The organism is Streptomyces longwoodensis (assembly GCF_001514125.1).
In the GTDB taxonomy this organism is placed as follows: Bacteria; Actinomycetota; Actinomycetes; order Streptomycetales; family Streptomycetaceae; genus Streptomyces; species Streptomyces longwoodensis.
The window spans coordinates 1-26,340 of record NZ_KQ948565.1 but is presented as its reverse complement, the minus strand read 5'-3'; the positions used below and the strand labels follow the sequence as shown (position 1 = coordinate 26,340).

Sequence of the window (26,340 nt, the reverse complement as noted above, 5' to 3'; positions counted from 1 at the left end):
ACGCTGATGGACACCGTCCCCGAGGAACTGCACGGCTTCATCGGCAACGGGAACGCCGCCAGCATCGCCACGGGCCGGGTCGCCTACACCTTCGGCCTGGAGGGCCCCGCCGTCACCGTCGACACGGCGTGCTCCTCGTCCCTGGTCACCCTGCACCTGGCCGTGCAGTCGCTGCGCAACGGGGAGACCTCCCTCGCCCTGGCCGGCGGCGTCACCATCATGTCCACCCCCGGAACCTACGTCGAGTTCGACCGGCTCGGGGGCCTGGCGGCCGACGGCCGGTGCAAGGCGTTCTCGGCCGCCGCCGACGGCACGGGGTGGTCCGAGGGCATCGGGATGCTGGTCCTGGAGCGGCTGTCGGACGCCCGCCGCAACGGCCACCGGGTGCTGGCCGTCGTCCGGGGTTCGGCGGTGAACCAGGACGGCGCCTCCAACGGCCTGACCGCACCCAACGGCCGCGCCCAGCGCCAGGTGATCCTCGAAGCCCTGACCGACGCCGCCCTCTCGCCGTCCGACGTCGACGCAGTGGAGGCGCACGGCACCGGCACCTCACTGGGCGACCCCGTCGAGGCGCAGGCCCTGCTCGCGGCGTACGGCACGGGTCGCGAACGGCCCCTGTGGCTGGGGTCGGTCAAGTCCAACCTGGGGCACACCCAGGCCGCGGCGGGCGTGGCCGGCGTGATCAAGATGGTGCAGGCCATGCGGCACGGCGTGCTGCCCCGCACACTGCACGTGGAGGAACCGACCCCGCACGTCGACTGGTCCGACGGCGCCCTGGCCCTGCTCACGGAACCGGTCGAGTGGCCCGCCACGGACGTCCGGCGGGCGGGGGTGTCGGCGTTCGGGGTGAGCGGCACCAATGCCCACGTCGTCATCGAGCAGGCCCCTGAGGAAGCCGTGGCGCAGGCCGAGGTGAGTTCCCCGGTGCCGGTGCCGGTGTTGGTGTCGGGGCGGGATGAGGTGGGGTTGGGGGTCGCGGCGGGTCAGTTCGTCGCGTTCGTTTCGGGTGACGCGGGAGTTTCGGCGCTGGGGGTGGCGCGCGCTGCGGGGGTGGGGCGGGCTGCGTTGGAGTACCGGGGTGCGGTGGTGGCCGCTGACCGGGATGAACTGCTGGCAGGCCTGGAGGAGTTGGCGGGTGGTGGCGGGCTTCGGGGTGTGGCCGGCCGTGGCGGGCTGACGGGGTTCTTGTTCTCGGGGCAGGGCTCGCAGTGGTCGGGGATGGGCGGTGAGTTGGCGCAGGCGTTCCCGCTGTTCGGCGAGGTGTTCGGTGATGTCTGCGGTCGGTTGGAGGAACGCCTGGGTTTCGGACTGCGTGAGGTGGTGCTGAGCGGCGGTGACGCCGTGGACGGCACAGCGGTTGCGCAGTGCGGGTTGTTCGCGTTCGAGGTGGCGTTGTTCCGGTTGGTGGAGTCGTTCGGTGTGGTGCCGGAGTTCGTGGTGGGTCATTCGGTGGGAGAGGTGGCGGCGGCTCACGTGGCGGGGGTGCTGTCGCTGGAGGATGCGGTGCGGCTGGTGGCGGCGCGAGCGGTGCTGATGGGGGAGTTGCCGTCGGGTGGGGCGATGCTGGCGGTGGGTGCCCCGGAGGACGAGGTGCTCCGAGTCCTCCAGGGGCTGTCGGGTGTCGTGGAAGTGGCGGCGGTCAATGGTGCGTCGTCGGTGGTGGTGTCCGGGGATGCGGCGGCGGTGGCCCTGGTGGAGGGGATGGCGGCTGAGCGGGGGTGGCGGCACCGGCGGTTGCGGGTGAGTCACGCGTTCCACTCGCCGTTGGTGGAGCCGGTGTTGGGCCGTTTCCGGGAGGCGATCGAAGGGATCGAGTTCGGTCGTCCGCGGTTGGGGTTCGTTTCCTCGGTCGAGGTGGGTGCGGGTGCGGACTCGGTGGAGTACTGGGTCCGCAACGTCCGGCAGACGGTGCGGTTCGCCGATGCGGTCGGGCATGCGTGGCGGCAGGGCGTGACCCGCTTCGTGGAAATAGGTCCCGACAGTGCACTGAGCGCCGCGGGCGTGGATTGTGTCCCGGACGACGCGGCCGTCTCGTTCGTCGCGTTGCAACGTCGCGAGCGGCCGCAGGCGCGGGCGCTCGCGGAGGGCCTGGCCCGTTTCCACGTGGCGGGCGGATCGGTGGACTGGGCGGCGTATCTCCCGCCGGCCGGGCACGTGGACCTGCCCACCACCGCCTTCCAGCGCCAACGCTACTGGCTGCGACCGGCCGCCAACGGCGACATCGGCGCCCTCGGTCTGCTCCCCGCCGGCACCCCCCTGCTCGGCGCGGCCACGCCGCTGGCCGGTTCCGACGGCTACCTGCTCACCGGTCGGCTCGCGGTCGCGTCGCTGCCCTGGCTCGCCGACCACCGTGTCGCGGGCGAGGTCCTGCTCCCGGGCGCCGCGTTCGCGGAACTGGCCGTCCAGGCCGCCGACCGGGTCGGCTGCGACCACGTGGCGGAACTGGTCCTGCAGGCGCCGTTGACGCTCACCGCCACCACGGCCGTACGCCTGCAACTGGCCGTCCACGAAGCCGACGGGTCAGGGCGCCGCAGCGTCGAGATCCACTCCCGGGCCGAGGACGCGTCCCCGGACGCGTCGTGGACGCTGCACGCCACCGGTGTGCTCACCACCGCGCCGGCCGAGCCGGTCCGCACGGAGGACGTCTGGCCCCCGCGGGACGCCACCCCACTGCCCGTGGACACCGTGTACGGCGACCTCGCCGCCCTCGGCCTGGAGTACGGCCCGGCGTTCCAAGGACTGCGCGCGGCCTGGCAGCGGGGCGAGGAGGTCTTCGCCGAGATCGCCCTCCCCGAGGAACTGCCCCTGCAGCCGAGTGAGTTCGGCCTGCACCCGGCGCTGCTCGACGCCGCCCTGCACGCCCTGTCGCTCACCGGCACCACCGAGGGCGCCCGGCTCCCCTTCTCCTGGTCCGGTGTCCGGCTGCACGCCACCGGGCCTGCCGCCGCCCGGGTGCGTCTGGTCCCCACGGGCGACGGCACGGTCGCCCTCGACCTGTTCGACACCACCGGCGCCCCCGTCGCCTCCGTCGCGTCCCTCGCGTTGCGCCCGGCGGGGGGCCCGGCCGCCGTCCGCGTGCCGCACGACTCCCTGTTCCGGCTCGACTGGGAGGCCGCGCCCGCACCCGCCGACCCTGTCGCCGGAACGTGGGCGGTCCTCGGGACACCGCCCACCGAGCTGACGGCCGACCTGCGCGCCGCCGGTGTCGGACTCGTCGCCGACGGCCCGGCCACCGCCACCACCGTGCTGGCGGTCCCGTCCGGCGAACCGGTGCACCAGGTGACCGCGGCCGTGCTCCACCAGGTGCAGGACTGGCTGGCCGCCGCCGCGGCGCCCGCCCGGCTGCTGGTGGTCACCCACGGCGCCGTCAGCACCGGCCCGGACGACCGCCCCGCCGATCCCGGCGGCGCGGCCGTGTGGGGGCTGCTGCGCGCCGCCCAGGCCGAACAGCCCGACCGCATCCTGCTGGCCGACACGGACCTGACCGGCGAGTCCCGCCGCGCCCTCGCCGCCGTGGCGGACGCCGGGCACCCCCAGACGGCGTTGCGCCGCGGCGTTCTGCTCGTCCCGCGTCTGGTCCGCCCGGAGCCGGCGCCGCCCGCCGACCGCAACTGGCGGCTCGCCGTCACCCGCCCCGGGACCCTCGACCACCTCGCCCTGCTGCCCGCACCGGCCGCGCACGCACCACTGGCGGCGGGCCAGGTGCGCATCGCCGTGCGCGCGGCCGGACTCAACTTCCGCGACGTGCTGATCGCCCTCGGCATGTACCCCGGCGAGGTGGCCCTCGGCGGGGAAGGGGCCGGCGTCGTCACCGAAGTGGCCGACGACGTCACCGACCTGGCGCCGGGCACCCCCGTACTGGGCCTGTTCCCCGACGCCTTCGCCCCCGTCGCGGTGGCCGACCGCGCCGCCCTCGCGCCGGTACCGGACGGCTGGAGCTTCGAGCAGGCGGCCGCCGTGCCGATCGCCCACCTCACCGCGTACCTCGGACTGGTCCGCCTCGCCGGACTGCGCGAGGGCCAGGCCGTGCTGGTCCACTCCGCCGCCGGCGGCGTCGGCACGGCCGCCGTCCAGCTGGCCCGGCACCTCGGCGCCGAGGTCTACGGCACCGCGAGCCCCGGCAAGTGGCAGGTGCTGCGCGACCTCGGGCTCGACGACGCGCACATCGCCTCCTCCCGGGACACCGCGTTCGCGACCCGGTTCGGGCAGGTCGACGTGGTGCTCAACTCGCTGTCCGGGGAGTTCGTCGACGCCTCCGCCGCACTGCTGCGGCCCGGCGGCCGGTTCCTGGAGATGGGCAAGACCGACCTGCGTGACCCGGACGACTTCCCCGGCGTCCACTACCAGCCGTTCGACCTGATGCAGGTCCCGCCCGACGAGATGCGGGAGCTGCTCGCCGAGGTGCTGGAGCTGTTCGCCACGGGCGCGCTGACCGTCCCCGCGCCGTCCGTGTGGCCCGTCGCCCGCGCCGCCGACGCGTTCCGCCACCTCAGCCAGGCACGGCACACCGGGAAACTGGTCCTCACCCTGCCCCGTCGGCCCGACCCCGAGGGCACCGTCCTGATCACCGGCGGCACCGGCACCCTCGGCGCCCTCGTCGCCCGGCACCTGGTGCGCGAGCACGGCGTCCGGCACCTGCTCCTCACCGGCCGGCGCGGGTCCCACGCCCCCGGCGCGGCGGAGCTCGCAGCCGACCTCACCGATCTCGGCGCCGACGTGCAGATCGCCGCCTGCGACGCGTCCGACCGCGACGCACTGGCCGCGCTCCTCGCCGGCCTCCCCGCCGCACACCCGCTCACCGCCGTGGTCCACGCGGCCGGCGTCACCGACGACGCGCTCTTCACGGCCCAGACGCCCGAGCGGCTGTCCGGGGTCCTGCGGCCCAAAGTGGACGCCGCACTCCACTTGGACGAGCTCACCCGCGGGCACGACCTGGCGGCGTTCGTGTTCTTCTCCTCCGCCACCGGCACGCTCGGCGGGCCCGGCCAGGCCCCGTACGCGGCCGCCAACGCCTGCCTGGACGCGCTGGCGGCCCGGCGCCGCGCCGCCGGCCTGCCGGCCCAGTCGCTGGCGTGGGGCCTGTGGGCGCCGCCCAGCGGCATCACCGGCGACCTGTCCCCGTCGGACCTGGCCCGGATGGCCCGCGCGGGCGTGCAGGCGCTGTCCGCCGAGGAGGCCCTGGCCCTGTTCGACGCCGCCCTGGCGCTCGACGAACCAGTGCTCCTGCCCGCCAAGGTGCGGCTGCGCACCGCCGACCCGGCCCTGCTCCCGCCGCTGCTGCGCACCCTGGCGCCCGCACCCCGGCGCAGGGCGGCGGCCGGGCGTGCTCCCGCCTCCGCGCCGGCCCGGCTGACGTCCGAGCAGGCACTGTCCCTGGTGCGGACCGAGGCGGCCGCCGTGCTGGGACACACCGGGGCCGCTGCCGTCGACCCCGGCACCGAGTTCCGTGCACTCGGAGTGGACTCGCTGTCCGCCGTCGAGCTGCGCAACCGGCTCGCCGCGGCCACCGGCGTGAGCCTGCCCGCCACCCTGGTCTTCGACTACCCGACACCGGCCGTGCTGGCCGCGCACCTGACCGAGGAGCCCGACGAGCCGAATGCGGGGGGCGTACCGCCGGTCGAGGACGCGCCGGCCGTCACCGACGAACCCGTGGCGATCGTCGGCATGGCCTGCCGCTTCCCGGCCGGTATCCGCTCCCCGGAACAGCTGTGGCGGTTCCTGCTCGACGGCGGGGACGGCATCAGCGAGTTCCCCACCGACCGGGGCTGGGACCTGGACACCCTCTTCGACCCCGACCCGGACCGGCCGGGTACCTCGTACACCCGGCACGGCGGCTTCCTGCGGGACGCCGCCGACTTCGACGCCGAGTTCTTCGGCATCAACCCGCGCGAGGCCCTCGCCACGGACCCGCAGCAGCGGCTGCTGCTGGAGACCACCTGGGAGACCTTCGAGCGGGCGGGCCTGGACCCGACGGCCGTGCGCGGCAGCCGGACCGGCGTGTTCGTCGGCGTCATGCGCCAGGACTACGGCCCGATGCTGCACCACGCGGCCGAGGGCGTGGAGGGCTACCGGCTGACCGGCAGCGCCGCCAGCGTCGCCTCCGGACGGCTCGCGTACACCTTCGGGCTCGAGGGGCCCGCCCTGACCGTGGACACGGCCTGCTCGTCCTCCCTGGTCGCCCTGCACCTGGCCGCACAGGCCCTGCGCAACGGGGAGTGCGACCTGGCGCTGGCGGGCGGTGCGACCGTGATGGCGACCCCGGGACTGTTCGTCGAGTTCTCCCGGCAGCGCGGACTGGCCGCCGACGGCCGCTGCAAGTCCTTCTCCGCCGCGGCGGACGGCACCTCGTGGTCGGAGGGTGTCGGCATGCTCCTGGTGGAGCGGCTGTCCGACGCCCGGCGCAACGGCCACCGCGTCCTCGCCGTCGTGCGGGGCTCCGCCGTCAACTCCGACGGCGCCTCGAACGGGCTGACCGCGCCCAACGGTCCCTCCCAACAGCGTGTGATCCGGTCGGCGTTGGCGGCGGCGGGGGTGTCGGCGCGGGACGTGGACGTGGTGGAGGCGCACGGTACGGGGACGACGCTGGGTGATCCGATCGAGGCGCAGGCGTTGCTGGCGACCTATGGCCGGGAGCGGGAGGGTGAGCCGTTGTGGCTGGGGTCGGTGAAGTCGAACATCGGTCACACGCAGGCGGCTTCGGGTGTGGCCGGGATCATCAAGACCGTGCTGGCGCTGGGGGAGGGGGTGTTGCCGCGGACGTTGCACGTGGAGGAGCCGAGTCCGCACGTGGACTGGTCCTCGGGTGCGGTGTCGCTGCTGAGTGAGGCGCGTCCCTGGCCGGCTACCGGTCGGCCGCGTCGGGCGGCGGTCTCCTCGTTCGGGGTGAGCGGCACCAATGCCCACGTCGTCATCGAGCAGGCCCCCGACGAAGCGGAGACGCAGCCCGCGGCGGGACCGCCGCTGCCCCTGCCGGTCGTGGTGTCGGCCCGCACCCGGCCGGCGCTGCGCGCCCAGGCGGCCCGCCTGCTCACCCACCTGCGCGAGCACCCGGACCTCCCGCAGGACGCCCTGGCGGCCGCGCTGCTGACCACCCGCACCGCACACCCCTACCGTGCCCTGGTCCCGGGCGAGCCGTCCGCCGGCCTGGCCGCCCTGGCCGAGGGCGACCCCGGTGCCGCCGACGCGATCACCGGGTTCGCCCCGGACGCGGGCAAGCTCGCCCTCCTCTTCCCGGGCCAGGGGTCCCAGCGTCCGGGCGCGGGCCGCGCCCTCGTCGCGGAGTTTCCCGCCTACGCCGCGGCGTTCGGCACCGTGTGCGCAGCCCTCGACCCGCACCTGGCCCGGCCATTGCGCGAGGTCCTGTTCGCGGCCGAGGGCACACCCGAGGCCGAGCTCCTGGAACGCACCGACTTCACCCAGGCCGCGCTGTTCGCTGTCGAGGTCGCCCTGACCCGGCTCCTCGAGAGCTGGGGCGTGGTGCCGGACCTGGTGGCCGGTCACTCGGTCGGCGAGATCGTCGCCGCCCACGTCGCCGGGGCGCTCACCCTCGGGGACGCCGCACGCCTGGTGGCCGCCCGGGGCCGGCTGATGGCCCGTGCCACGCCCGGGGGCGCGATGGTGGCGGTCGAGGCGACCGAGGCGGAGCTCGCCCCCCAGCTCGCCGAGCACGCCGGGCGGGTGCGGCTGGCCGCGGTCAACGGCCCCCGCTCCGCGGTGGTCTCGGGCGACGCCGACGCGGCCGAAGAGATCGCCGCGCACTGGCGCGAGCGGGGCCGCCGCACCCGACGGCTGCGGGTGACGATGGCGCCGCACTCCCCGCACGTCGACGGCATCCTGGACGAGTACCGGGAGGTCGTCTCCGGCATCACGTTCACCGCGCCGCACCTGCCCGTCGTGTCCACGGTGACCGGCGCACCGCTGACGGAGCGGGAGATCACCGACCCGGAGCACTGGGTCGCCAACGTCCGCGACGCCGTACGGTTCCTGCCCGCCGTCCGCGCACTGGCCGCTGCCGGGGTCACCGCGTTCGTCGAGACCGGCCCGTCCGCGGCGCTGACCGCGATGGTCCGCGACTGCCTGCCGGGACCGACGTCTGGTCCGGACGCCGCCGACCGGGACGCCGCCGACCCGGACGCGCCGGCTCCGGAGCCCGTCGTGCTGCCGACCCTGCGCGACGGCCGGGACGAGGTGCCGGCCGTCCTCGACGCGGTGACCCGGCTCCACGTGCACGGCAGGTCCCCCGACTGGACGAAGGTCACCGAAGGACGGGCGCCCGGCCCGGTCCCGCTGCCCGTCTACGCCTTCCAGCCGCGCCGGTTCTGGATGACCGGCGAGACGGGCACCGGGGCCGACGCGGCCGGACTCGATCCCGTGCGCCACCCCCTGCTCGGCGCGGCCGTCGCCCTCGCCGACGGCACCGGCGTCCTGTTCACCGGCCGGCTGTCCACCTCCACCCACCCCTGGCTGGCCGACCACACCGTCGCCGGCCGGACCGTCGTCCCCGGCACCGCGCTGGTCGAACTGGTCGCACGCGCCGGAGCGGAACTGGGCTGCGACCGGATCGCCGAACTCATCATGGACACCCCCCTCGGCCTGCCCGAACGCGGTGCCACCGCGGTGCAGCTCGTCGTCGGCACCCCCGACGACACCGGACGACGCGAGGTGACCCTGCACTCCCGCACCGAGACGGGCGCCGACGACGTCCCGTGGGTCCGGCACGCCACCGGCGTCCTCGAACCGCACCCCGGCACGGCACCCGCACCGGCACCGGCCGCCTGGCCCCCCGACGGGGCCGAACCGGTGGAACCGGCCGACCTGTACGACCTGCTGGCCGACCGCGGCCTCGACTACGGGCCGGTGTTCCGCGGCCTGCGCGCCGCATGGCGGCGGGACACCCCGGCCGGCACCGAGGTCTTCGCCGAAGCGGAACTCCCCGACGCCACCGACCCACAGGGCTTCGGCGTCCACCCGGCGCTCCTGGACGCCACCCTGCACGCCCTCGCCGCCGACGCGACCGCGGACACGGCCACGCTCCCCTTCGCCTTCACCGGCGTCACCGTCCACCAGAGCGCCGGACGGACCCTGCGGGCACACCTCACCCCCCACGACGGCGGCCTCACCGTCACCACCCACGACGAGCACGGCACCCCGGTCCTCACCGTGGACCGCCTCGTCCTGCGTCCCGTCCCGGCGGACCTGCGCGGCACGACGCCCGGCACGGACGCCCTCTACACCCTCGACTGGACCCCGGTCGCCGCCGACACCGACGGGCCACCCCCCGCGGAACTCGGCCCCGACCTCGACCTCGACGCGCTCACGGAACCCGCGGAACGCCTACTGGCCGCGTTCCCCCCGGACGGAGCCGGCGGCCCCGCCGGGATCTCCGCGGCCGTCCACCGGGCGCTGGCCCTGCTGCGCGCCTTCCTGACCGACGAACGACTCGCCGACCGCACGCTCGTCCTGCGCACCCGCGGCGCCGTGGACGGCGAGGACCTCGGTGCCGCCGCCGTCTGGGGACTGGCCCGGTCGGCCCAGTCGGAGAGCCCGGGCCGCGTCGTCCTGCTGGACAGCGACGGCAGCGTGCCCGACTCCGTCGCCCTGGCCACCGGCGAACCCCAACTGGCCGTCCGCCGGGGCGAGGTGCTCGTCCCCCGCCTGACGCGCACCGACGCCGCGGAGCCCGCTCCCTGGGACCCCGAGGGCACCGTCCTCATCACCGGCGGCACGGGCGCGCTCGGCTCGACACTGGCCCGCCACCTGGTCGCCGAACACGGGGTACGGCACCTGCTCCTCGTCGCCCGCCGCGGCCCGGACGCGCCGGGCGCCGCCGACCTGGTCGCGGATCTCGCCCGGCTCGGCGCCACCGCCCAGGTCGCCGCCTGCGACGTCGCCGACCGTGAGACGCTGGCCGCGCTGCTGGCCGCCGTACCGGACGCGCACCCGCTCACCGCGGTGGTGCACACCGCCGGTGTCCTCGACGACGGCATGCTCACGGCGCAGACCCCCCAGCGCGTCGACCACGTCCTGCGGCCCAAGGCCGAAGCGGCCCTGCACCTGGACGAACTGACCCGTGGGCACGACCTCGCCGCCTTCGTGCTGTACTCCTCGGCCGCCGGCATCCTCGGCAGCCCCGGGCAGAGCAACTACGCCGCCGCCAACGCCGTCCTCGACGCGCTCGCCGCCCGCCGCCGCGCGGCCGCCCTGCCCGCCGTGTCCCTCGCCTGGGGCCTGTGGGCCGGCGCCGGCGGCATGGGCGACGCGGCGGACGACACCGCCCGGCGCCGCATCGAACGGCTCGGCGTGGTGCCGCTCAGCCCCGAGGAGGGCACGCGGCTGTTCGACGCCGCCGTCCACGGCCCGGCCCCCCTGGCCGTGCCGGTCCGCCTGGACCTGGCCGCGCTGCGTGCCCAGGCGCGCACCGTGTCCCCGGCCCCGGTGCTGCGGGGCCTGGTCCGCGTCCCGGCACGCCCCACCGGTACCGGCGCGCTCCAGGCCCAGCTCGCCGGCCTGGACGACGCCGCCCGGCGCCGCCTGGTCCTCGACACCGTGCGCACCGCCGTGGCCGCCACCCTCGGCCACACCGGCCCCGCCTCCCTCGGGGACCGGCGTGCCTTCACCGACCTCGGCTTCGACTCGCTGACCTCCGTGGAACTGCGCAACCGGCTGACCGCGCGGACCGGGGTGCACCTGCCCGCCACGCTGGCCTTCGACCACCCGAGCATCGACGCCGTCACCGCCTACCTCCTCGGCCGGCTCACCGCGGACACCGCCCCGGCGGCCCCCGCCGCGGCCCGCCGCGCCGGCCGGGCCGACGAGCCGATCGCCATCGTCGGCATGGCCTGCCGCTACCCGGGCTCCGTACGCTCCCCGGAGGACCTGTGGCGGCTGGTCACCGGCGACGACGACGCCATGTCCCCGTTCCCCACCGACCGCGGCTGGGACACCGAACGCCTCTACGACCCCGACCCCGACCGCGCCGGCCACACCTACCTCACCTCGGGCGGCTTCCTCCACGACGCGGCGCGCTTCGACGCGGGACTCTTCGGGATCTCGCCCCGCGAGGCGCTCGCCATGGACCCGCAGCAGCGGCTGCTGCTGGAGACCTCCTGGGAGGCCCTGGAACGGGCCGGGATGGACCCGCTGTCCCTGCGGGACTCGGACACCGGCGTGTTCGTCGGCGTCATGTACCACGACTACGCCACCCGGCTGCCCAGCACCCCGAGCGACGTGGAGGGCTACCTCGGCGCCGGCACCGCGGGCAGCGTCGCCTCCGGCCGCCTCTCCTACACCTTCGGCCTGCGGGGCCCGGCCGTCACCGTCGACACCGCCTGCTCCTCCTCCCTGGTCACCCTGCACCTGGCCGCGCAGGCCCTGCGCGCCGGGGAGTGCTCCCTCGCGCTCGCCGGCGGCGCCACCGTGATGGCCACCCCCGGCACCTTCATCGAGTTCTCCCGCCAGCGCGGCCTGGCCGCCGACGGCCGCGTGAAGGCCTTCTCGGCCGCCGCGGACGGCACCGTCTGGTCCGAAGGCGTGGGCCTGCTGGTGCTGGAGCGCCTCTCCGACGCCCGGCGCGCCGGGCACCGCGTCCTCGGCGTGGTCCGCGGGACCGCGGTGAACCAGGACGGGGCGTCCAACGGCCTCACCGCCCCCAACGGCCCCTCCCAGGAACGGGTCATCCGCACCGCGCTCCACGCGGCCGGGCTGTCCCCGGCGGACGTCGACCTGGTCGAGGCGCACGGCACCGGTACGGCGCTCGGCGACCCGATCGAGGCACAGGCCCTGCTGGCCACCTACGGCCAGGAACGGGCGGGCGAACCCCTCTGGCTCGGCTCGGTCAAGTCCCACCTCGGGCACACCCAGGCGGCGGCCGGCGTGGCCGGCGTCATCAAGGCCGTGCAGGCGATGCGGCACGGGGTGCTGCCCCGCACCCTCCACGTGGACGAGCCGTCCCCGCACGTCGACTGGGAGTCGGGCGCGGTGCGCCTGCTCACCGAGGACCGGCCCTGGCCGGACACCGGACGGCCGCGCCGGGCCGCCGTCTCCTCCTTCGGCATCAGCGGCACCAACGCCCACGTCGTCATCGAACAGGCCCCGGCCGCACCGCCGCTGGAACCCGCCCCCGCACGCCTCGTCCCGGTGCCGCTCTCCGGCAACACCGAGGCCGCGCTGCGCGCCCAGGCCCGGCAGCTGCACCGCTGGCTCACCGCCTCGCCGGACACCGGTCCGGTCGAGACCGCCGCCGCACTCGCCACCGGACGCGCCCAACTGCCCCACCGGGCCGTGGTGGTGGCCGCCGACCGCGAGCACCTGCTCGGCGGACTGTCCGCGCTGGCCGCCGACGAGAGCGCACCGCACGTCGTCACCGGAACCGCCGGCTCCACCGGCCGCACGGTGTTCGTGTTCCCGGGTCAGGGGGCGCAGTGGGCGGGGATGGCGGTGGAGCTGCTGGGCGCGTCGCCGGTGTTCGCGGCGCGGATGGCGGAGTGTGCGGCGGCGTTGGGGGAGTTCACGGACTGGTCGTTGCTGGACGTGGTGCGGGGGGAGGGGGGTGCCGCGTCGCTGGAGCGGGTGGATGTGGTGCAGCCGGTGTCGTTCGCGGTGATGGTGTCGTTGGCGGCGTTGTGGCGGTCGTTCGGGGTGGAGCCGGACGCGGTGGTGGGGCATTCGCAGGGGGAGATCGCGGCCGCGTGCGTGGCGGGCGCGCTGTCCCTGCGCGACGCCGCCAAGGTCGTCTGCGCGCGCAGCAGCCTCATCGCCGAGGAACTCGCCGGACACGGCGGCATGGCCTCCGTGGCCCTGCCCGCCGACGAGGTGAGTGCCCTGCTGCCCGCCACGGGTGACGTGACCGTCGCCGCGGTCAACGGACCCGCCTCCACGGTCGTCGCCGGCGAACCCGCCGCGCTGGAGCGGCTGTTGGCCGACTGCGCCGCACGCGGGGCCCGCACCCGGCACGTCGCCGTCGACTACGCCTCCCACTCCCCGCAGGTCGAGCGCATCGAGACCCGCCTGCGCGAGGTCCTGGCGGAGGTACGGCCCCGGGCGGCCGACGTCCCCATGTTCTCCACCGTCGTCGCCGACTGGGTCGGCCCGGACGACCTCGACGCCGGCTACTGGTACCGCAACCTGCGCCACACCGTCCGCTTCGAGGAAGCCGTCCGCGCCCTCGCCGATCAGGGACACCTCGCGTTCATCGAGGTCAGCCCCCATCCCGTCCTCGTCCCCGGCATCGACCAGACGCTCGACGAGGCGACCGTCGTCGGCTCCCTGCGCCGCGACGACGGCGGCCCGGACCGGTTCCTGCTGTCCGTCGCCGAGGCCCAGGTCGCCGGGGTGCCGGTGCGGCTGGCCGCCGCCTTCGACGACGACCGCCCCGCCCCGGTGGACCTGCCCGACCTGCCCACTTATGCCTTCCAGCAGCAGCACTACTGGCTGACCGCCCCCGAACACACCGGCGACACCGGCCAGGACAGCGCCTTCTGGGCGGCGGTCGACGACGCCGACCCCACCGACCCCGGACAACTGGCCGAACTGCTCGGCGTACCGGCCGGACCCCTCGCCGAAGTGCTGCCGGGGCTGACCGCCTGGCGCGCCGCCCAGGACGCGGCGGCCGCCGCCGACACCCTGCGCTACACGGTCCGGTGGCGCCCCGCACAGCTCGACGACGCCGTCCTCACCGGGACGTGGCTCGTGGTCGCCCCCCGAGGACTGTCCCTGGCCGCCGACTGCGCGGCCGCACTGACCCGCGCCGGCGCCGCAGCGCGCGTCGTCGGCCCGGACGAGGCGGCCGCCGCGATCGGCACCGCCGACGCCGTCCTGTCCCTGCTCGGCCTGACCCCGGACGACCCGGAGGACGAACCCGCCGTGCCCGCCGCACTGGCCGCCACCCTCGACCTCGTCCGCGCGGTGGTCCGCACCGGCGCGGACACCACGCTCTGGCTGGTCACCAGCGGAGCCGTCGCCGCCACCCCCGCCGACCGGCTGCCCCGGCCCGAACAGGCCACCCTCTGGGGCCTGGGCCGCACCCTCGCACTCGAACACCCGAAGCTGTACGGCGGCATCCTCGACATCCCGGACCTCCCGGAGGAACCCGACGGCACCCTGGACCGACTGCCCGCCGTGCTGGCCGGCACCGAGGACCAGGCCGCGCTGCGCGCCACGGGCGTGCTCGTGCCCCGGCTGGCCCGCGCCCCCCTGGCCGGGCGCACCCCGGTCGGGCCGTGGCGTCCCAGCGGCACCGTGCTCGTCACCGACGGGCTCGGCCCGATGGGCCTGCCGGCCGCCCGGTGGCTCGCTGCCAACGGCGCGCAGGCCCTGGTGCTGACCACCGACGACCCGTCCGCCACCGCACCCGACGACCTCGGCGTCCCGGTGACCGTGCGCACCTGCGACCCGGCCGACGAGAAGGAACTCGCCGCCCTGCTCGCCGCGATCCCGGCCGACGAACCCCTGACCGCGGTGGTGCACGCCGCCGGCACCCTGCGCTCCGGCCCCGTGGCCGACCTCGACCTCGCCGAGGCCGCCGCCACCCTCGACGCCAAGGTGCGCGGCGCCGCCACCCTGCACCGCCTCACCGGCGAGCTGGAGGCGTTCGTCCTCTTCTCGTCCGTCGCGGCCACCTGGGGCGGCGGTGAACAGGGCGCGTTCGCCGCGGCGAACGCCTACCTCGACGCCCTCGCGCACCACCGGCACGCCCTCGGGCTGCCGGCCACGGCGCTGGCCTGGGGCCCCTGGGAGGGCGTCGGGCTCGGCGCGGCGGACGCCGCCGCCGAGGCCGCCCGCCGCGAACAGCTGCGCCGGCGCGGCGTCCTGGCGCTGTCGCCCGAACGGGCGCTCACCGCGATGGCCGACGCCGTCCGGCACGGCGACGCCGCGGTGACCGTGGCCGACGTGGACTGGGCCGTCTTCGCGCCCGCGTTCACCGCCGCCCGGCCCAGCCCCCTGCTGAGCGACCTGCCCGACGTACGCGCCGGCGCCACCGCCGACGCCGGCGCCGAACCGGCCGCCGACAGCTCCTCCCTGGTGGCGCGACTCACCGCGCTGCCCGAAGCCGAGCAACGCCGCGCCCTGACCGACCTCGTGCGCCGCGAGGCGGCGGTCGTCCTCGGCCATGACGACCCGGACGCGATGCCCACCGACCGCCCCTTCACCGACCTCGGCTTCGACTCGCTCGCCGCCGTCAACCTGCGCAACCGCCTCGGCACGGCCACCGGCGTCCGGCTGTCGGCCACCGCCGTGTTCGACCATCCCAGCCCCGCCGCACTCGCCGACCACCTCCTGCGCCACCTCGCGGCCCCCCCGACGGCGGCCGTCGGCTCCCTGGACGAGGAACTGGACCGGCTGGCCGGCGTCCTCTCCGACGTCTCGGACCAGGACGAACGCCGACGCGCCCTCACCCGCCTCCAGGGCCTGGTCGGACGCCTGACCACACCCGCCGACGGCGAGCGCGCATCGGTCGGCGAAGCACTCGGCACCGCCAGCGACGAAGAGATCTTCCGGTTCATCGACTCGGAGTTGAGCTGATCATGAGCGACGTCGACCGTCTCCGCGACTACCTCCGCAAGGTCACCGTCGACCTGCACGAAGCCCGACAGCGGCTGCGCGAGCACGAGCAGCGCGACGCCGAGCCGATGGCCGTCGTGGGCATGGCCTGCCGCTTCCCCGGCGGCATCACCTCCCCCGAGGACCTGTGGGAGGCCGTGGCCGCCGGCCGCGACGTCATCGCCGCCTTCCCCCGCGACCGCGGCTGGCCCCTGGACCGGCTGTACGACCCCGACCCCGACCGCCCCGGCACCACCTACGTCAAAGAGGGCGGCTTCCTCTACGACGTCGCCGACTTCGACGCCCCCTTCTTCGGGATCTCCCCGCGGGAGGCGCTGGCGATGGACCCCCAGCAGCGGCTGCTCCTGGAGACGTCCTGGGAGGCCGTGGAGCGCGCCGGGATCGACCCGCTGTCCCTGCGCGGCACCCGGACCGGCGTGTTCGTCGGCAGCGGCGCGCAGGACTACGGCATGGTCGCGGCACGGTCCGCCGAGGACCTGGAGGGCTACCTGCTCACCGGCAACGCCGTCAGCGTCCTGTCCGGCCGCATCTCCTACACCCTCGGCCTGGAGGGCCCGGCGCTGTCCGTGGACACCGCCTGCTCGGCGTCGCTCGTCGCCCTGCACCTGGCCTGCCGCTCCCTGGCCCGCGGTGAGTGCTCACTGGCCCTCGCCGGCGGCGCCTCGGTGCTGTCCACCCCCGCCGGCTTCGTGGAACTGTCACGGCAGCGCGGCCTGGCCCCCGACGGCCGGGCCAAGGCCTTCGCCCGGGCCGCCGACGGCACCGCCTGGTCCGAGGGCGCCGGCGTGCTCGTGCTGGAACGGCTCTCCGACGCCCGTCGCAACGGCCACCGCGTCCTCGCCCTGGTCCGCGGTTCGGCGGTCAACCAGGACGGCGCCTCCAACGGCCTGACCGCGCCCAACGGCCCCGCGCAGGAACGGGTCATCCGTGACGCCCTCGCCGACGCTGGCCTGGCCGCCGCCGACATCGACGCCGTGGAGGCCCACGGCACCGGCACGGCCCTCGGCGACCCCATCGAGGCCAACGCCCTGCTGGCCACCTACGGCCGCAACCGCCCCGCCGACCGGCCGCTGTGGCTGGGCTCGCTCAAGTCCAACCTGGGCCACTCCGGGGCCGCCGCCGGGGTCGGCGGTGTCATCAAGATGGTGATGGCGCTGCGCGGCGACCACCTGCCGCGCACCCTGCACGTGGACGCGCCCACCCCCGAAGCCGACTTCTCCTCCGGCGCCGTGGCCCTGCTCACCGCACCGCAGCCGTGGCCCGAGACCGGCCGCCCGCGTCGCGCCGGGGTGTCCGCGTTCGGCATCAGCGGCACCAACGCGCACGTCCTGCTCGAACAGGCCGACGCGTTCGCCGCGCCCCCAGACCGGCCTACGACGCCCGCCGACACGGCACCCGCCCCCGCCACCACGACCTCCGCGGCGCCCGGCACCGGGCCCGTACCCCTGGCCCTGTCCGGCCGCACCCACGAGGCGCTGCGCGCCCAGGCCGAACGGCTTCTGCCGCTCCTCGACCCGGACACCCCGCAGGGACGCGGACACACCGCCGGCCTGCCCGACACCGCCGCGGCGCTCCTGCGCTCCCGCTCCGCCTTCGCGCACCGCGCCGTCGTCGTCACCGAAGACCCGGCGACCGCCACCGAAGCGCTCGACGCCCTGGCCGCGGGCCGGCCCCACGACGCCCTCGTCACCGGCACCGCCGGACCCGCCGACCGCGTGGTGTTCGTCTTCCCCGGCCAGGGCTCGCAGTGGGCGGGCATGGCCGCCGACCTGCTCGACTCCGCGCCCGTCTTCGCCGCCCACATGGCCGAGTGCGACCGGGCCGCCCGCGCCTTCGTCGACTGGTCCCTCGTCGACGTGCTGCGCGAGGAGCCCGGAGCGCCCTCCCTGGAACGCATCGAGGTCCTGCAACCGGTGCTGTTCGCGGTGATGGTGTCCCTGGCCCGGCTGTGGCGTTCCCACGGCCTCGTACCGGCCGCCGTGGTCGGCAGCAGCCAGGGCGAGATCGCCGCCGCCTGCGACGCCGGCGCGCTGTCCCTGCACGACGCGGTGAAGATCGTGGTGCTCCGCAGCCGCCTGTTCGCCGACGCACTGCACGGTAACGGCGCGGTGGTGTCGGTCGCCGCCCCCGAGACCGAGGTGCGCGCCCGGCTGGCCGCCCAGGGGGACGGCGCGCTGCACCTCGGCGGCGTCAACGGTCCCCACGCGGTCACCGTCGTCGGCGCGCTGCCCGCACTGGAGCGCTTCGTCGCCGACGCCACCCGCGACGGGCTGCGCGCCCGGCTGGTCGCCTCCAGCGTCGCCTCCCACTGCGACCAGGTCGACCCGCTGCGCTCCCGCATCCTCGACCTGTTCGCCGACGTCACCCCCGCCCGCACCGACGTGGCGTTCTGCTCCACCGTCACCGGGTCCTTCACCGACACCGCCGCCCTGGACGCCGGATACTGGTTCGACAACGCCCGCCGACCGGTGGCGTTCGACCCGGCCGTCCGCACCCTGCTGGACGCCGGACACCGCTTCTTCGTCGAGATCAGCCCCCACCCGGTGCTGGTCCACGCCGTGCAGGACATCGCCGAGGACGCCGGGACCGACGCCGCCGTCGTCGCCACCCTGCGCCGCGGCCAAGGAGACCTCACCCGCTTCCTGCGTTCCGTCGCCGACGCGCACACCCGCGGCGCACCGGTCGACCTCGCCCGGACGCTGGACGGCCGCCCCACCACCTGGGTCGACCTGCCGACCTACCCCTTCCAGCGGCAGCGCTACTGGCCGGAACCCGTCTCCACCGCGACCGCCGACACCACGGACCCGGCCGAGGCGGGCTTCTGGCAGGCCGTGGAGAACGACGACGTGACCGGCCTGACCGAGAGCCTGGGGGTGCGGGCCGAGCCACTGGCCGCCGTCCTCCCCGCGCTGGCCGCCTGGCACCTTGAACGCCGCGAACGCTCCCTCGTCGACTCCTGGCGCTACGCCCTCGACTGGCGCCCCCTGCCCGCCGCGAAACGGCCCCGGCTGTCCGGCACCTGGCTGCTCGCGGTGCCGCCCGGGCACCAGGGCCCGGAGGCGGACGCGCTGGTCCGGCACGGCGCCACCGTCCACCGCGTCGAGGTCACCTCCGGCCCACCGGACCCCGAAGCGTTACGGACCGCCCTCGCCGGAGCGCGTCCCAGCGGGGTGGTGGCCCTGCTCGGGTGGCCCGCCGCCGTCACCCTGGTACGGGCCCTGGCCGAGGCGGACGTACGGGCGCCGCTGTGGTTCACCACGAGGGAGAGCGTGGCCCTGGACGCCGCACCCGACGGCGACCCGGACCAGGCGGCCCTGTGGGGCCTGGCCCCCACCGTGGCCCTGGAGCACCCCGCCCTCGCGGGCGGAGTGGTCGACCTCCCCGCACACGCCGACGAACGGGTCCTCGCGTCCTGGTGCACCGCCCTGTCCGGCGGCACCGGCGAGGAGCAACTCGCCGTCCGGCAGGCCGGTCTGTTCGCCCGCCGCCTGGTGCGCAGCCCCCGGGCCGCACTGACCGGCCCCGCCTGGCGGCCCACCGGGACCACGCTGGTGACCGGCGCCGACACCGCGACGGGCGCGGCCGTGGCCCGCCGGCTCGCCGCCCTCGGCGCCCCCGCCCTGCTCCTGGCCGTGGCCCCCGGCGGGACCGTGGCCGAGGACGTCCTCACCGCACTGCGCGACGCGGGCACCCAGGTGACCATCCGCCCGTGCGACCTCGACGACCGGGAAGCGGTCGCCGCCCTCCTGACCCGGCAGTCCGCCGCCCCGCCGCTGACCGCCGTGGTGCACACCGCCGTACCGCTGTCCGAGACGCCCCTGACGAGCCTGCACGACGGGACCGGCGAGCGCCTGCTGCGCTCCGGGGCGGGCGCCGCACGGCACCTGCACGACCTCACCCGCGACCTCCCGCTGACTGCGTTCGTCCTCTTCTCCTCCGTGTCCGGCACCTTCGGCGGCGTCGGCCAGGCCGTCCACGCGGCGGCCACCGCGGCGCTGGACGCGCTCGCCGAGCACCGCGCCGCGCACGGGCTGCCCGCCTTGTCGGTGGCCTGGGCACCGTGGGCCGACCCGGCCGACACCACGGGCGCGGCGGCCGTCCGCCGGGACCGGCTGGCCGGCCGCGGCATCGGCGTCCTGGACGAGGAACGCGCGCTGACCGCCCTCGGCGATGCCCTCACCGCCGGGGACACCCGACTCCTCCTGGCCGACGTGGACTGGCCCCGCTTCCACGCCGCGTACACCGCCACCGGCCCGCGGCCCCTCATAGCCGAGTTCGCCCCGGCAGCCCGCCACGAGACCGCCCCGGGCGCCTCCCCCCTCGGCGACCTCACGGCGCTCCCCCCGCAGGAGCGACACGCCGCCCTGCTCACGGCGGTCACGGAGCAGGCCGCCTCCGTCCTCGGCTTCCCGGACGCCTCCGCCATCGACCCGGCCCGCCGCTTCCTGGAGCACGGCTTCGACTCCCTCACCACGCTCGAACTGCGCAACCGGCTGACCGCCGCCACCGGCATACGGCTGACCGCCGCCACCCTCTTCGCCCACGACACCCCCGAGGCACTCGCCCGTCACCTCCACGGCGAACTCGGCGGACCGGAAGCGGCGACCGACGCCCCCCGCGCCACCGGCAAGAGCTCCTTCGAGGGCCTCTACCGGCAGGCGGAACAGGCCGGGAAGATGGGCGAGTTCGTCGCCCTGCTCGGCGCCGCCGCCGCGCTGCGCCCCACGTTCACGTCCGTCGACGAGGCGGGCCCGCTGCCCGAGGCCGTGGAACTCACCGCGCAGGACGAGGGTCCCCTCCTGGTCTGCCTGCCCACGGTCCTCGCCACCTCGGGACCGCACCAGTACGCGCGCTTCGCCGCCGCCCTGCGCGGCAGACGGGCCGTGTCGGCCCTCGCGCTGCCCGGCTACGACGACGGCGCCCCCCTGCCCGCGGACCGGTCGGCCGCCGTGGCCGCCGTCACCGAGCAGGTACGACGGGCCGCGGGGGACCGGCCGGTGGTCCTGGTGGGCTACTCCTCGGGCGGACTGCTGGCCAACGGTGTCGCCGCCCGGCTCGCGGCCCAGGCCCACCCGGCCCACGCGCTCGTCCTGTTGGACACCTTCGTCTTCGGCCCGGAGCTGATCACCGACGGCGCCCCCCTGTTCCAGCAGGTCTTCACGCGCCTGGACGAGGCCGGCGGAGCCACCGACGCACGACTGACCGCCATGGGCGCCTACCTGCGCCTGCTCACCGACTGGGAACCGGCCGACGCGGCCACCCCCGTCCTGGTGGCACGCACCACCCGAGCCCTCGCCGGGTTCGACCGCCCGCCGGCGACCTGGGACCACCCCCACGACACGGTGGAGGTGGCCGGCGACCACTTCACCGTCCTTGAGGAACACGCCGACGCCGCGGCCCAGGCCGTGCACGAGTGGCTGGAGAAGCAATGACACGGCACACCACCGTCCTGGTCGTCGGCGCGGGCCCCTGCGGCCTGGCCATGGCCGCCCAGCTGCGCCGGCTCGACGTGGACGTCACCGTCGTCGACGCGCAGAACCGGCCGCACACCGGCTCCCGCGCCATCCTGCTGTGGCCGCCGGTACGGGAGGTGCTCGACGAACTCGGACTGGCCGAGGACGCCGCACGCGCCGCCGTCCGGCCCGCCGCCCTCCACTACCACCTGGGCTCGGGTGGCAGCGTGCGCGTCCCGCTGGCCGCGTCCGACATCCCCCTGGTCCTGCCCCAGGAACGCACCGGACAGCTGCTGGCCCAGGCGCTGGCGGACCGGGGCACCACCGTCGAGTGGGGCACGCGGGTCTCCCGCATCACCCCCACCGCGGACAGCGTGCGCGCCAACCTGACCCGGGAGGCCGACGGTGCGCAGGAGGAGATCGAGGCGGACTGGCTGATCGGCGCCGACGGCCTGCACAGCAGCGTCCGCGAGGCGCTGGGCGTCGAGTTCTCGGGAGCACGGTTCCCCGCCACGTTCCTGCTCGCCGAGGGACGGATCACCGGGACGACGGACCCCGCGGGAGCGGACGCCGCGGACCCCGCGGGACCGGGCGCGGCGCACACCGGGGGACCGGGCGCGCCGCCCACCGCGAACCTGAGTACCCAGGAGATCCACTACTTCCTCGCCCGCACGGGAGTCGCGCTGCTCGCCCCGTTGCCCAGCGGCGAGTTCCGCCTCTCGGGCGCCGTACCGGCGGGCACCGCGGCCACGGCCGAGCACGCCCAGGCACTCCTCGACGAACGCGGCCCGGGCGGGCTGCGCTTCACCGAGGTGCGCTCGGTGGCGCTCTTCTCCAGCGAGGAAAGGGTGGCCAACACCCTGCGCTCCGGCCGCTGCTTCCTCGTGGGCGATGCCGCGCACGTCCACAGCCCCATCGGAGGCCAGGGCCTCAACCTGGGCATCCCGGACACCCGCAACCTCGCCTGGAAGCTCGCCGGGGTCGTCCACGGCCGACTGCGCCCGTCGGTCCTCGACAGCTACGATCCCGAACGGCGCGCCGTCATCGCACAGACCCTCGAGGCCACCGGACGCATGGCCCGGCAGGCGGTGGCCGGCCCCGTGGCCGGCCGCGTCCGCAACCTCACCTGGAAACTGCTCCAGGTCACCGGAGTACTGACCCGCTTCTACGCGCCGATGCTGGCCGGCTGGCGCAGCCACTACCCGGACGTGCTGTTCGGCGCCCCGCTCCCGGACCCGAAGCGGCGCACCCGGCGCTCCCGGCCACGACCCGGAACCCGGGACCCGCGCTGGACCCCGCGCCCCACGGACGCACTGGCCGGCCGCTTCCAGCTGTTCACCCACGGCGACCCGGCAGGGCCGCTCGCCGCACGGGCCGCCCACCTCGCGGCCGACCTCCCGGACTTGATCGCACACATCCCGTCCGACGGCGGTCAGGAGCACTTCGTGCTCCTGCGCCCCGACGGCTACGTGGCCGCCTCCGGCGGCGCCGACGACCTCTCCCGCGCGGGCCGGCGACTCGCCTCCCTGGTTCCCGCCCTGCCGTCCGGGACCCCGGCCGGCGAGGGCCGCTCACGATGACGAAAGGACACGACATGCCGAACCCGGACGGCGACACGGCCACGGGCTGCCCCGTGCACGCGGACGCCACGACCGCTCCCCGGCCCTGGACACCAGGTCTGCCCGAACCCCGACCGGTGGAGCAACTGCTGCTGCCGGACAAGACCCCCGTGTGGATGGTCACCCGGTACGAGGACGCCCTGGCCGCCCTGAACAGCCGTCGGCTGAGCAAGGACCTGGGCAGCGCGCTGCCGGAGCTGTGGCCCGCCCTCGGCTACGACGGCCGCAAGACGATCCTCAACCAGCACATGAACCTGGCCGACCCTCCCGAGCACACCCGGCTGCGCGCCCTCGTCTCCCGGGCGTTCACCCCGCGCCGGGTGGCCGACCTCGGCGAGCGCATCCAGAAGATCACCGACGAACTGCTCGACGGAGTGGCCGCCGCCGGCACCGCCGACCTGAAGGACGCCTTCATCGCCCCCCTGGTGTCCACCGTGCTCTACGAGATGCTCGGCGTCCCCCTGGCGGACTGGGCCGAGTTCGAACGCAACACCTACATCTTCGTGGGCCTGGGCAGCTCCTCGAGCACCGAGGAGGTCATCGCCTCGGTCGGCTGGTTCGAGGACTACCTCACCCGGCTCACCGCACAGCGCCGCGCCGAACCCGGCAACGACCTGATCTCGGGCCTGGTGCAGGCCAACGTGGACGGCGACGCCCTCGCCGACCTGGAGATCCGCTCCACGGTCATGCTGCTGCTGCTCGCCGGCGCCGAGACCACCATCAACCTGCTGTCCAACGGCATCCTCCACCTGCTGCGCAACCCGCACCAACTGGCCGAGCTCAAGAGCGATCCCGAGAAGCTCGGCCCGGCCGTCGAGGAACTGCTGCGCCTGACCAGCCCGGTGTTCACGGTGGTGTACCGCTTCGCCAAGGAGGACATGGAGCTGGGCGGCGCGCGGATCGCCAAGGGGGAGCACGTGATGATCTCGCTGGCCGCGGCCAACCACGACCCCGCCCAGTTCACCGACCCCGACACCCTGGACATCCACCGGGACGCCTCCCGCCACCTGGCACTGGGACACGGCACCCACTTCTGCATCGGCGCCCCCCTGGCCCGCCTCAAGGCCCGCATAGCGCTGCGCACCCTGATCGACCGGTTCGACGACCTCCGCCTGGCGGTCCCGGACGAGGACCTGACCTGGACCCCCAGCCTGGTGGCGAACAGCCTGGACCACCTCCCGGTGACGGTCACCGCCCCGACCGCCTGACGGGCGGCCCCCGGGCCAGGGAGCCCGCCGCCCCCTTGTTCCTGCCCGGCTCACCGGCTCACCGGCTCAACCACGCACCCGCTCACCCTCTCGCCCTTCCGACCGGACCGGCCGCGCGACCTTCCACATCCGCGCGGAGTGAGGAATGCCAGCATGACCGAAGCGCCCATGCTCGACCCGGGGTTCATCGCCCAGCTGCTGCCCTTCGACCCCTTCGACCCGGCCTTCCTGGCCGACCCCTACCCCGTCTACGCGGCCATCCGCGAGAAGGGCCCGGTGACCCGCACCCCGCTCGGCCTGTGGGCCGTGACCGGACACGAGGTGAGCTCGGCCGTACTGCGCGACCCGCGGTTCGGCTGGGGTGACGGCGCCACGGTCGCCGACCACTTCCGCAGCACCGCCGACGGCTCCGTCGTGCGGCCGTTCATCTTCGCCGACCCGCCCGAACACACCCGTATCCGCGCGCTGGTCGGCAAGGCCTTCGCCGCGCGCCAGGTCGACCGGATGCGCGCCACCGCCGAGCGCATCGTGCGCGAGCTGATCGAAGCCGCCCGTGCCGAGGCGGGGGACGGCCCGATCGACCTGATGGCCGCGGTGGCGCACCCGCTGCCCGGCCGCATGCAGAACGCCCTCCTGGGCGTCCCGGAGGAGTACGCGGCGCGCTTCGACGAGCTGTCCGCGGACATCGCCCGCGGCCTCGACCCGAGCTTCCTGCTCACCCCGGAGGAGGTCGCCCGACGGGACCAGGCGCGTGCGGAACTGTACGGCTATATAGGTGAGTTGGCCGAGCAGCGACGCACCGAACCGGGGACCGACCTGATCAGCGAACTGGTCTCCGTCGAGGAAGGGGGAGAGCAGCTGACCCCCGACGAGCTGGAGGTCACGTGCACCCTCCTGCTGTCCGCGGGCTACGCCACCACGGTCAACCTGATCGGCAACGGCATGCTCGCCCTGCTCCGCGCGCCCGAACAGCGGGACTGGCTGCGCGCCCACCCCGACCAGGTGTCCGTGGCGGTGGAGGAGATGCTGCGGTTCGACCCACCGGTGCAGATGATCTCGCGGGTCGCCCTGGCGGAGACGGAGATCGCCGGGCAGCTCGTCCAGCCGGGCGACCAGGTCATGCTGCTGATCGGGGCGGCCAGCCACGACGTGGAGGTCTACCGCGACCCCGAGCGACTCCAACTGGACCGCGAGGGCACCCGCAACCTGGGCTTCGGGCTGGGCCCGCACTTCTGCGTCGGCGCCCCGCTGGCCCGCCTCACGGCACAGGCAGCGGTGTCCGCGCTGTCGGCACTCGACCTGGAGCTGGTGACCGAGTCGCCGACTCGCGTGCCCAACATCATCATGCGGGGGTTGGCCGAACTGCCCGTGCGGGTCGTGGACTGATCCGTCCGGCACGCCCGAGACGGGTGGACGACGGCCGTGGGGAGCACTCGCTCCCTGGCCGTGGTCCACCCGTTTTCGTATGTCTGGGGTTGCTGGAATTGCCTGCGCGGGTGAGAGTGCCGGTGCGGTCGGGGGCCGGGCGGGGGGGCCTCGCCCGAATGAGGGCTTGGGAGTGCGGCGGCATTGATGAAACCGGGGGCCCGGTTTATTATCGGAGTGGTCGCTTGGGGGGCGGGCCGCCTGGTTGGGGCTGGTGTCCTGGTGGCTGTGGGTTGCTTTCCTTCCTTGTCGGCTTGGTGCTGTGCGCGCCGGTGGGCGCGTGCGGTGGAGTGTGGGGGGTGGTCCGGGATGGCGGGTGCTCGTGGTGTCCGGTTGGTGGCGGTGAACATCGACGGGGTGCTGTTGAACGACACGTTCTCGCCGGTGATCCACCGGTTCGTGGTGGGGCGGGGTGGGGTGTGGTCGGCGGCCATGGAGCGGGAGTTGCTGTCCCAGCCGCAGCTGCGGGCGGCCGCGGTGGTGGCGGGATGGTGCGGCGGGTCGCCGAAGGAGGTGGTGGCGGCGTACTTCGAGGAGCGTGCACGGTTCCTGGCGGAGTGCCCGGTGCGGGTCGTGGACGGGGCGGAGGCGTTGGTGGGCCGGCTGCGGGGGTTGGGGGTGCCGGTGGTGTGTTACGGGGGGTTGGGCCGGGAGCACTTCGACCGGTACCTGTCCCACGTGGCGAGGTGGTTCGACGGACCGGAGTACGTGTGCACGGACGCGTTCCGGCCGGGGGTGCGGGAGATCGCGGGGATGTTCGGGGTGGAGTGCGACGAGGCGCTGTTCATCGACGACGTGGCGCGGGTGGGGGAGGCTGCGCGGGCTGTGGGGGCGGGGTTCATCGGGGTGCCGAGTGCCTATGTGCACAGCTTCCAGCGGCAGTTGATGCGGGAGGCAGGGGTACGGCACACCGTGTCGCACCTGGACGAGATCACGGAGGAGTTGCTGCGGCGGGTGGAGCGGGAGATGGCGGAGGGTCGACTGTGGCCTGAGCCGGCCGGGGCTGCGGGCCTGGCGGGAGTGCTGGCCGCTGCGGGCGCCTGACCCTGCCTGAGCGGGCACCGGGGTCGGGGGTTC

5 protein-coding genes and 1 pseudogene are annotated in these 26,340 nt (G+C 75.5%); all 6 read left to right on the top strand.

What is annotated here, in order from left to right; genetic code table 11:
• A partial coding sequence (locus tag AQJ30_RS33330; protein ID WP_079084468.1) for a type I polyketide synthase occupies positions 1 to 15,519 on the top strand: 15,519 nt, incomplete at its 5' end.
• A gap of 2 nt (positions 15,520 to 15,521) precedes the next feature.
• Positions 15,522 to 20,963 (top strand): annotated as a pseudogene (locus tag AQJ30_RS33325) (type I polyketide synthase); the annotation flags it as partial.
• Positions 20,964 to 20,986: 23 nt separating this feature from the next.
• Positions 20,987 to 22,591 carry an FAD-dependent oxidoreductase gene (locus tag AQJ30_RS33320; RefSeq protein WP_067241361.1) on the top strand — a complete coding sequence of 535 codons (1,605 nt, stop codon included), beginning with the start codon at positions 20,987 to 20,989 and terminating at the stop codon, positions 22,589 to 22,591.
• Positions 22,592 to 22,605: 14 nt separating this feature from the next.
• Complete coding sequence (locus tag AQJ30_RS33315; RefSeq protein WP_159052409.1) at positions 22,606 to 23,838, top strand: cytochrome P450 family protein; 1,233 nt, start codon at positions 22,606 to 22,608, stop codon at positions 23,836 to 23,838.
• Between the two features lie 153 nt (positions 23,839 to 23,991).
• Positions 23,992 to 25,224, top strand: coding sequence for a cytochrome P450 (locus AQJ30_RS33310; protein WP_067241359.1), 1,233 nt, complete (start codon positions 23,992 to 23,994; stop codon positions 25,222 to 25,224).
• Positions 25,225 to 25,599: 375 nt separating this feature from the next.
• Positions 25,600 to 26,307: an HAD family hydrolase gene (locus tag AQJ30_RS33305; protein WP_342671644.1), complete on the top strand. Its 708-nt coding sequence runs from the start codon at positions 25,600 to 25,602 to the stop codon at positions 26,305 to 26,307.
• Positions 26,308 to 26,340 lie beyond the last annotated feature (33 nt).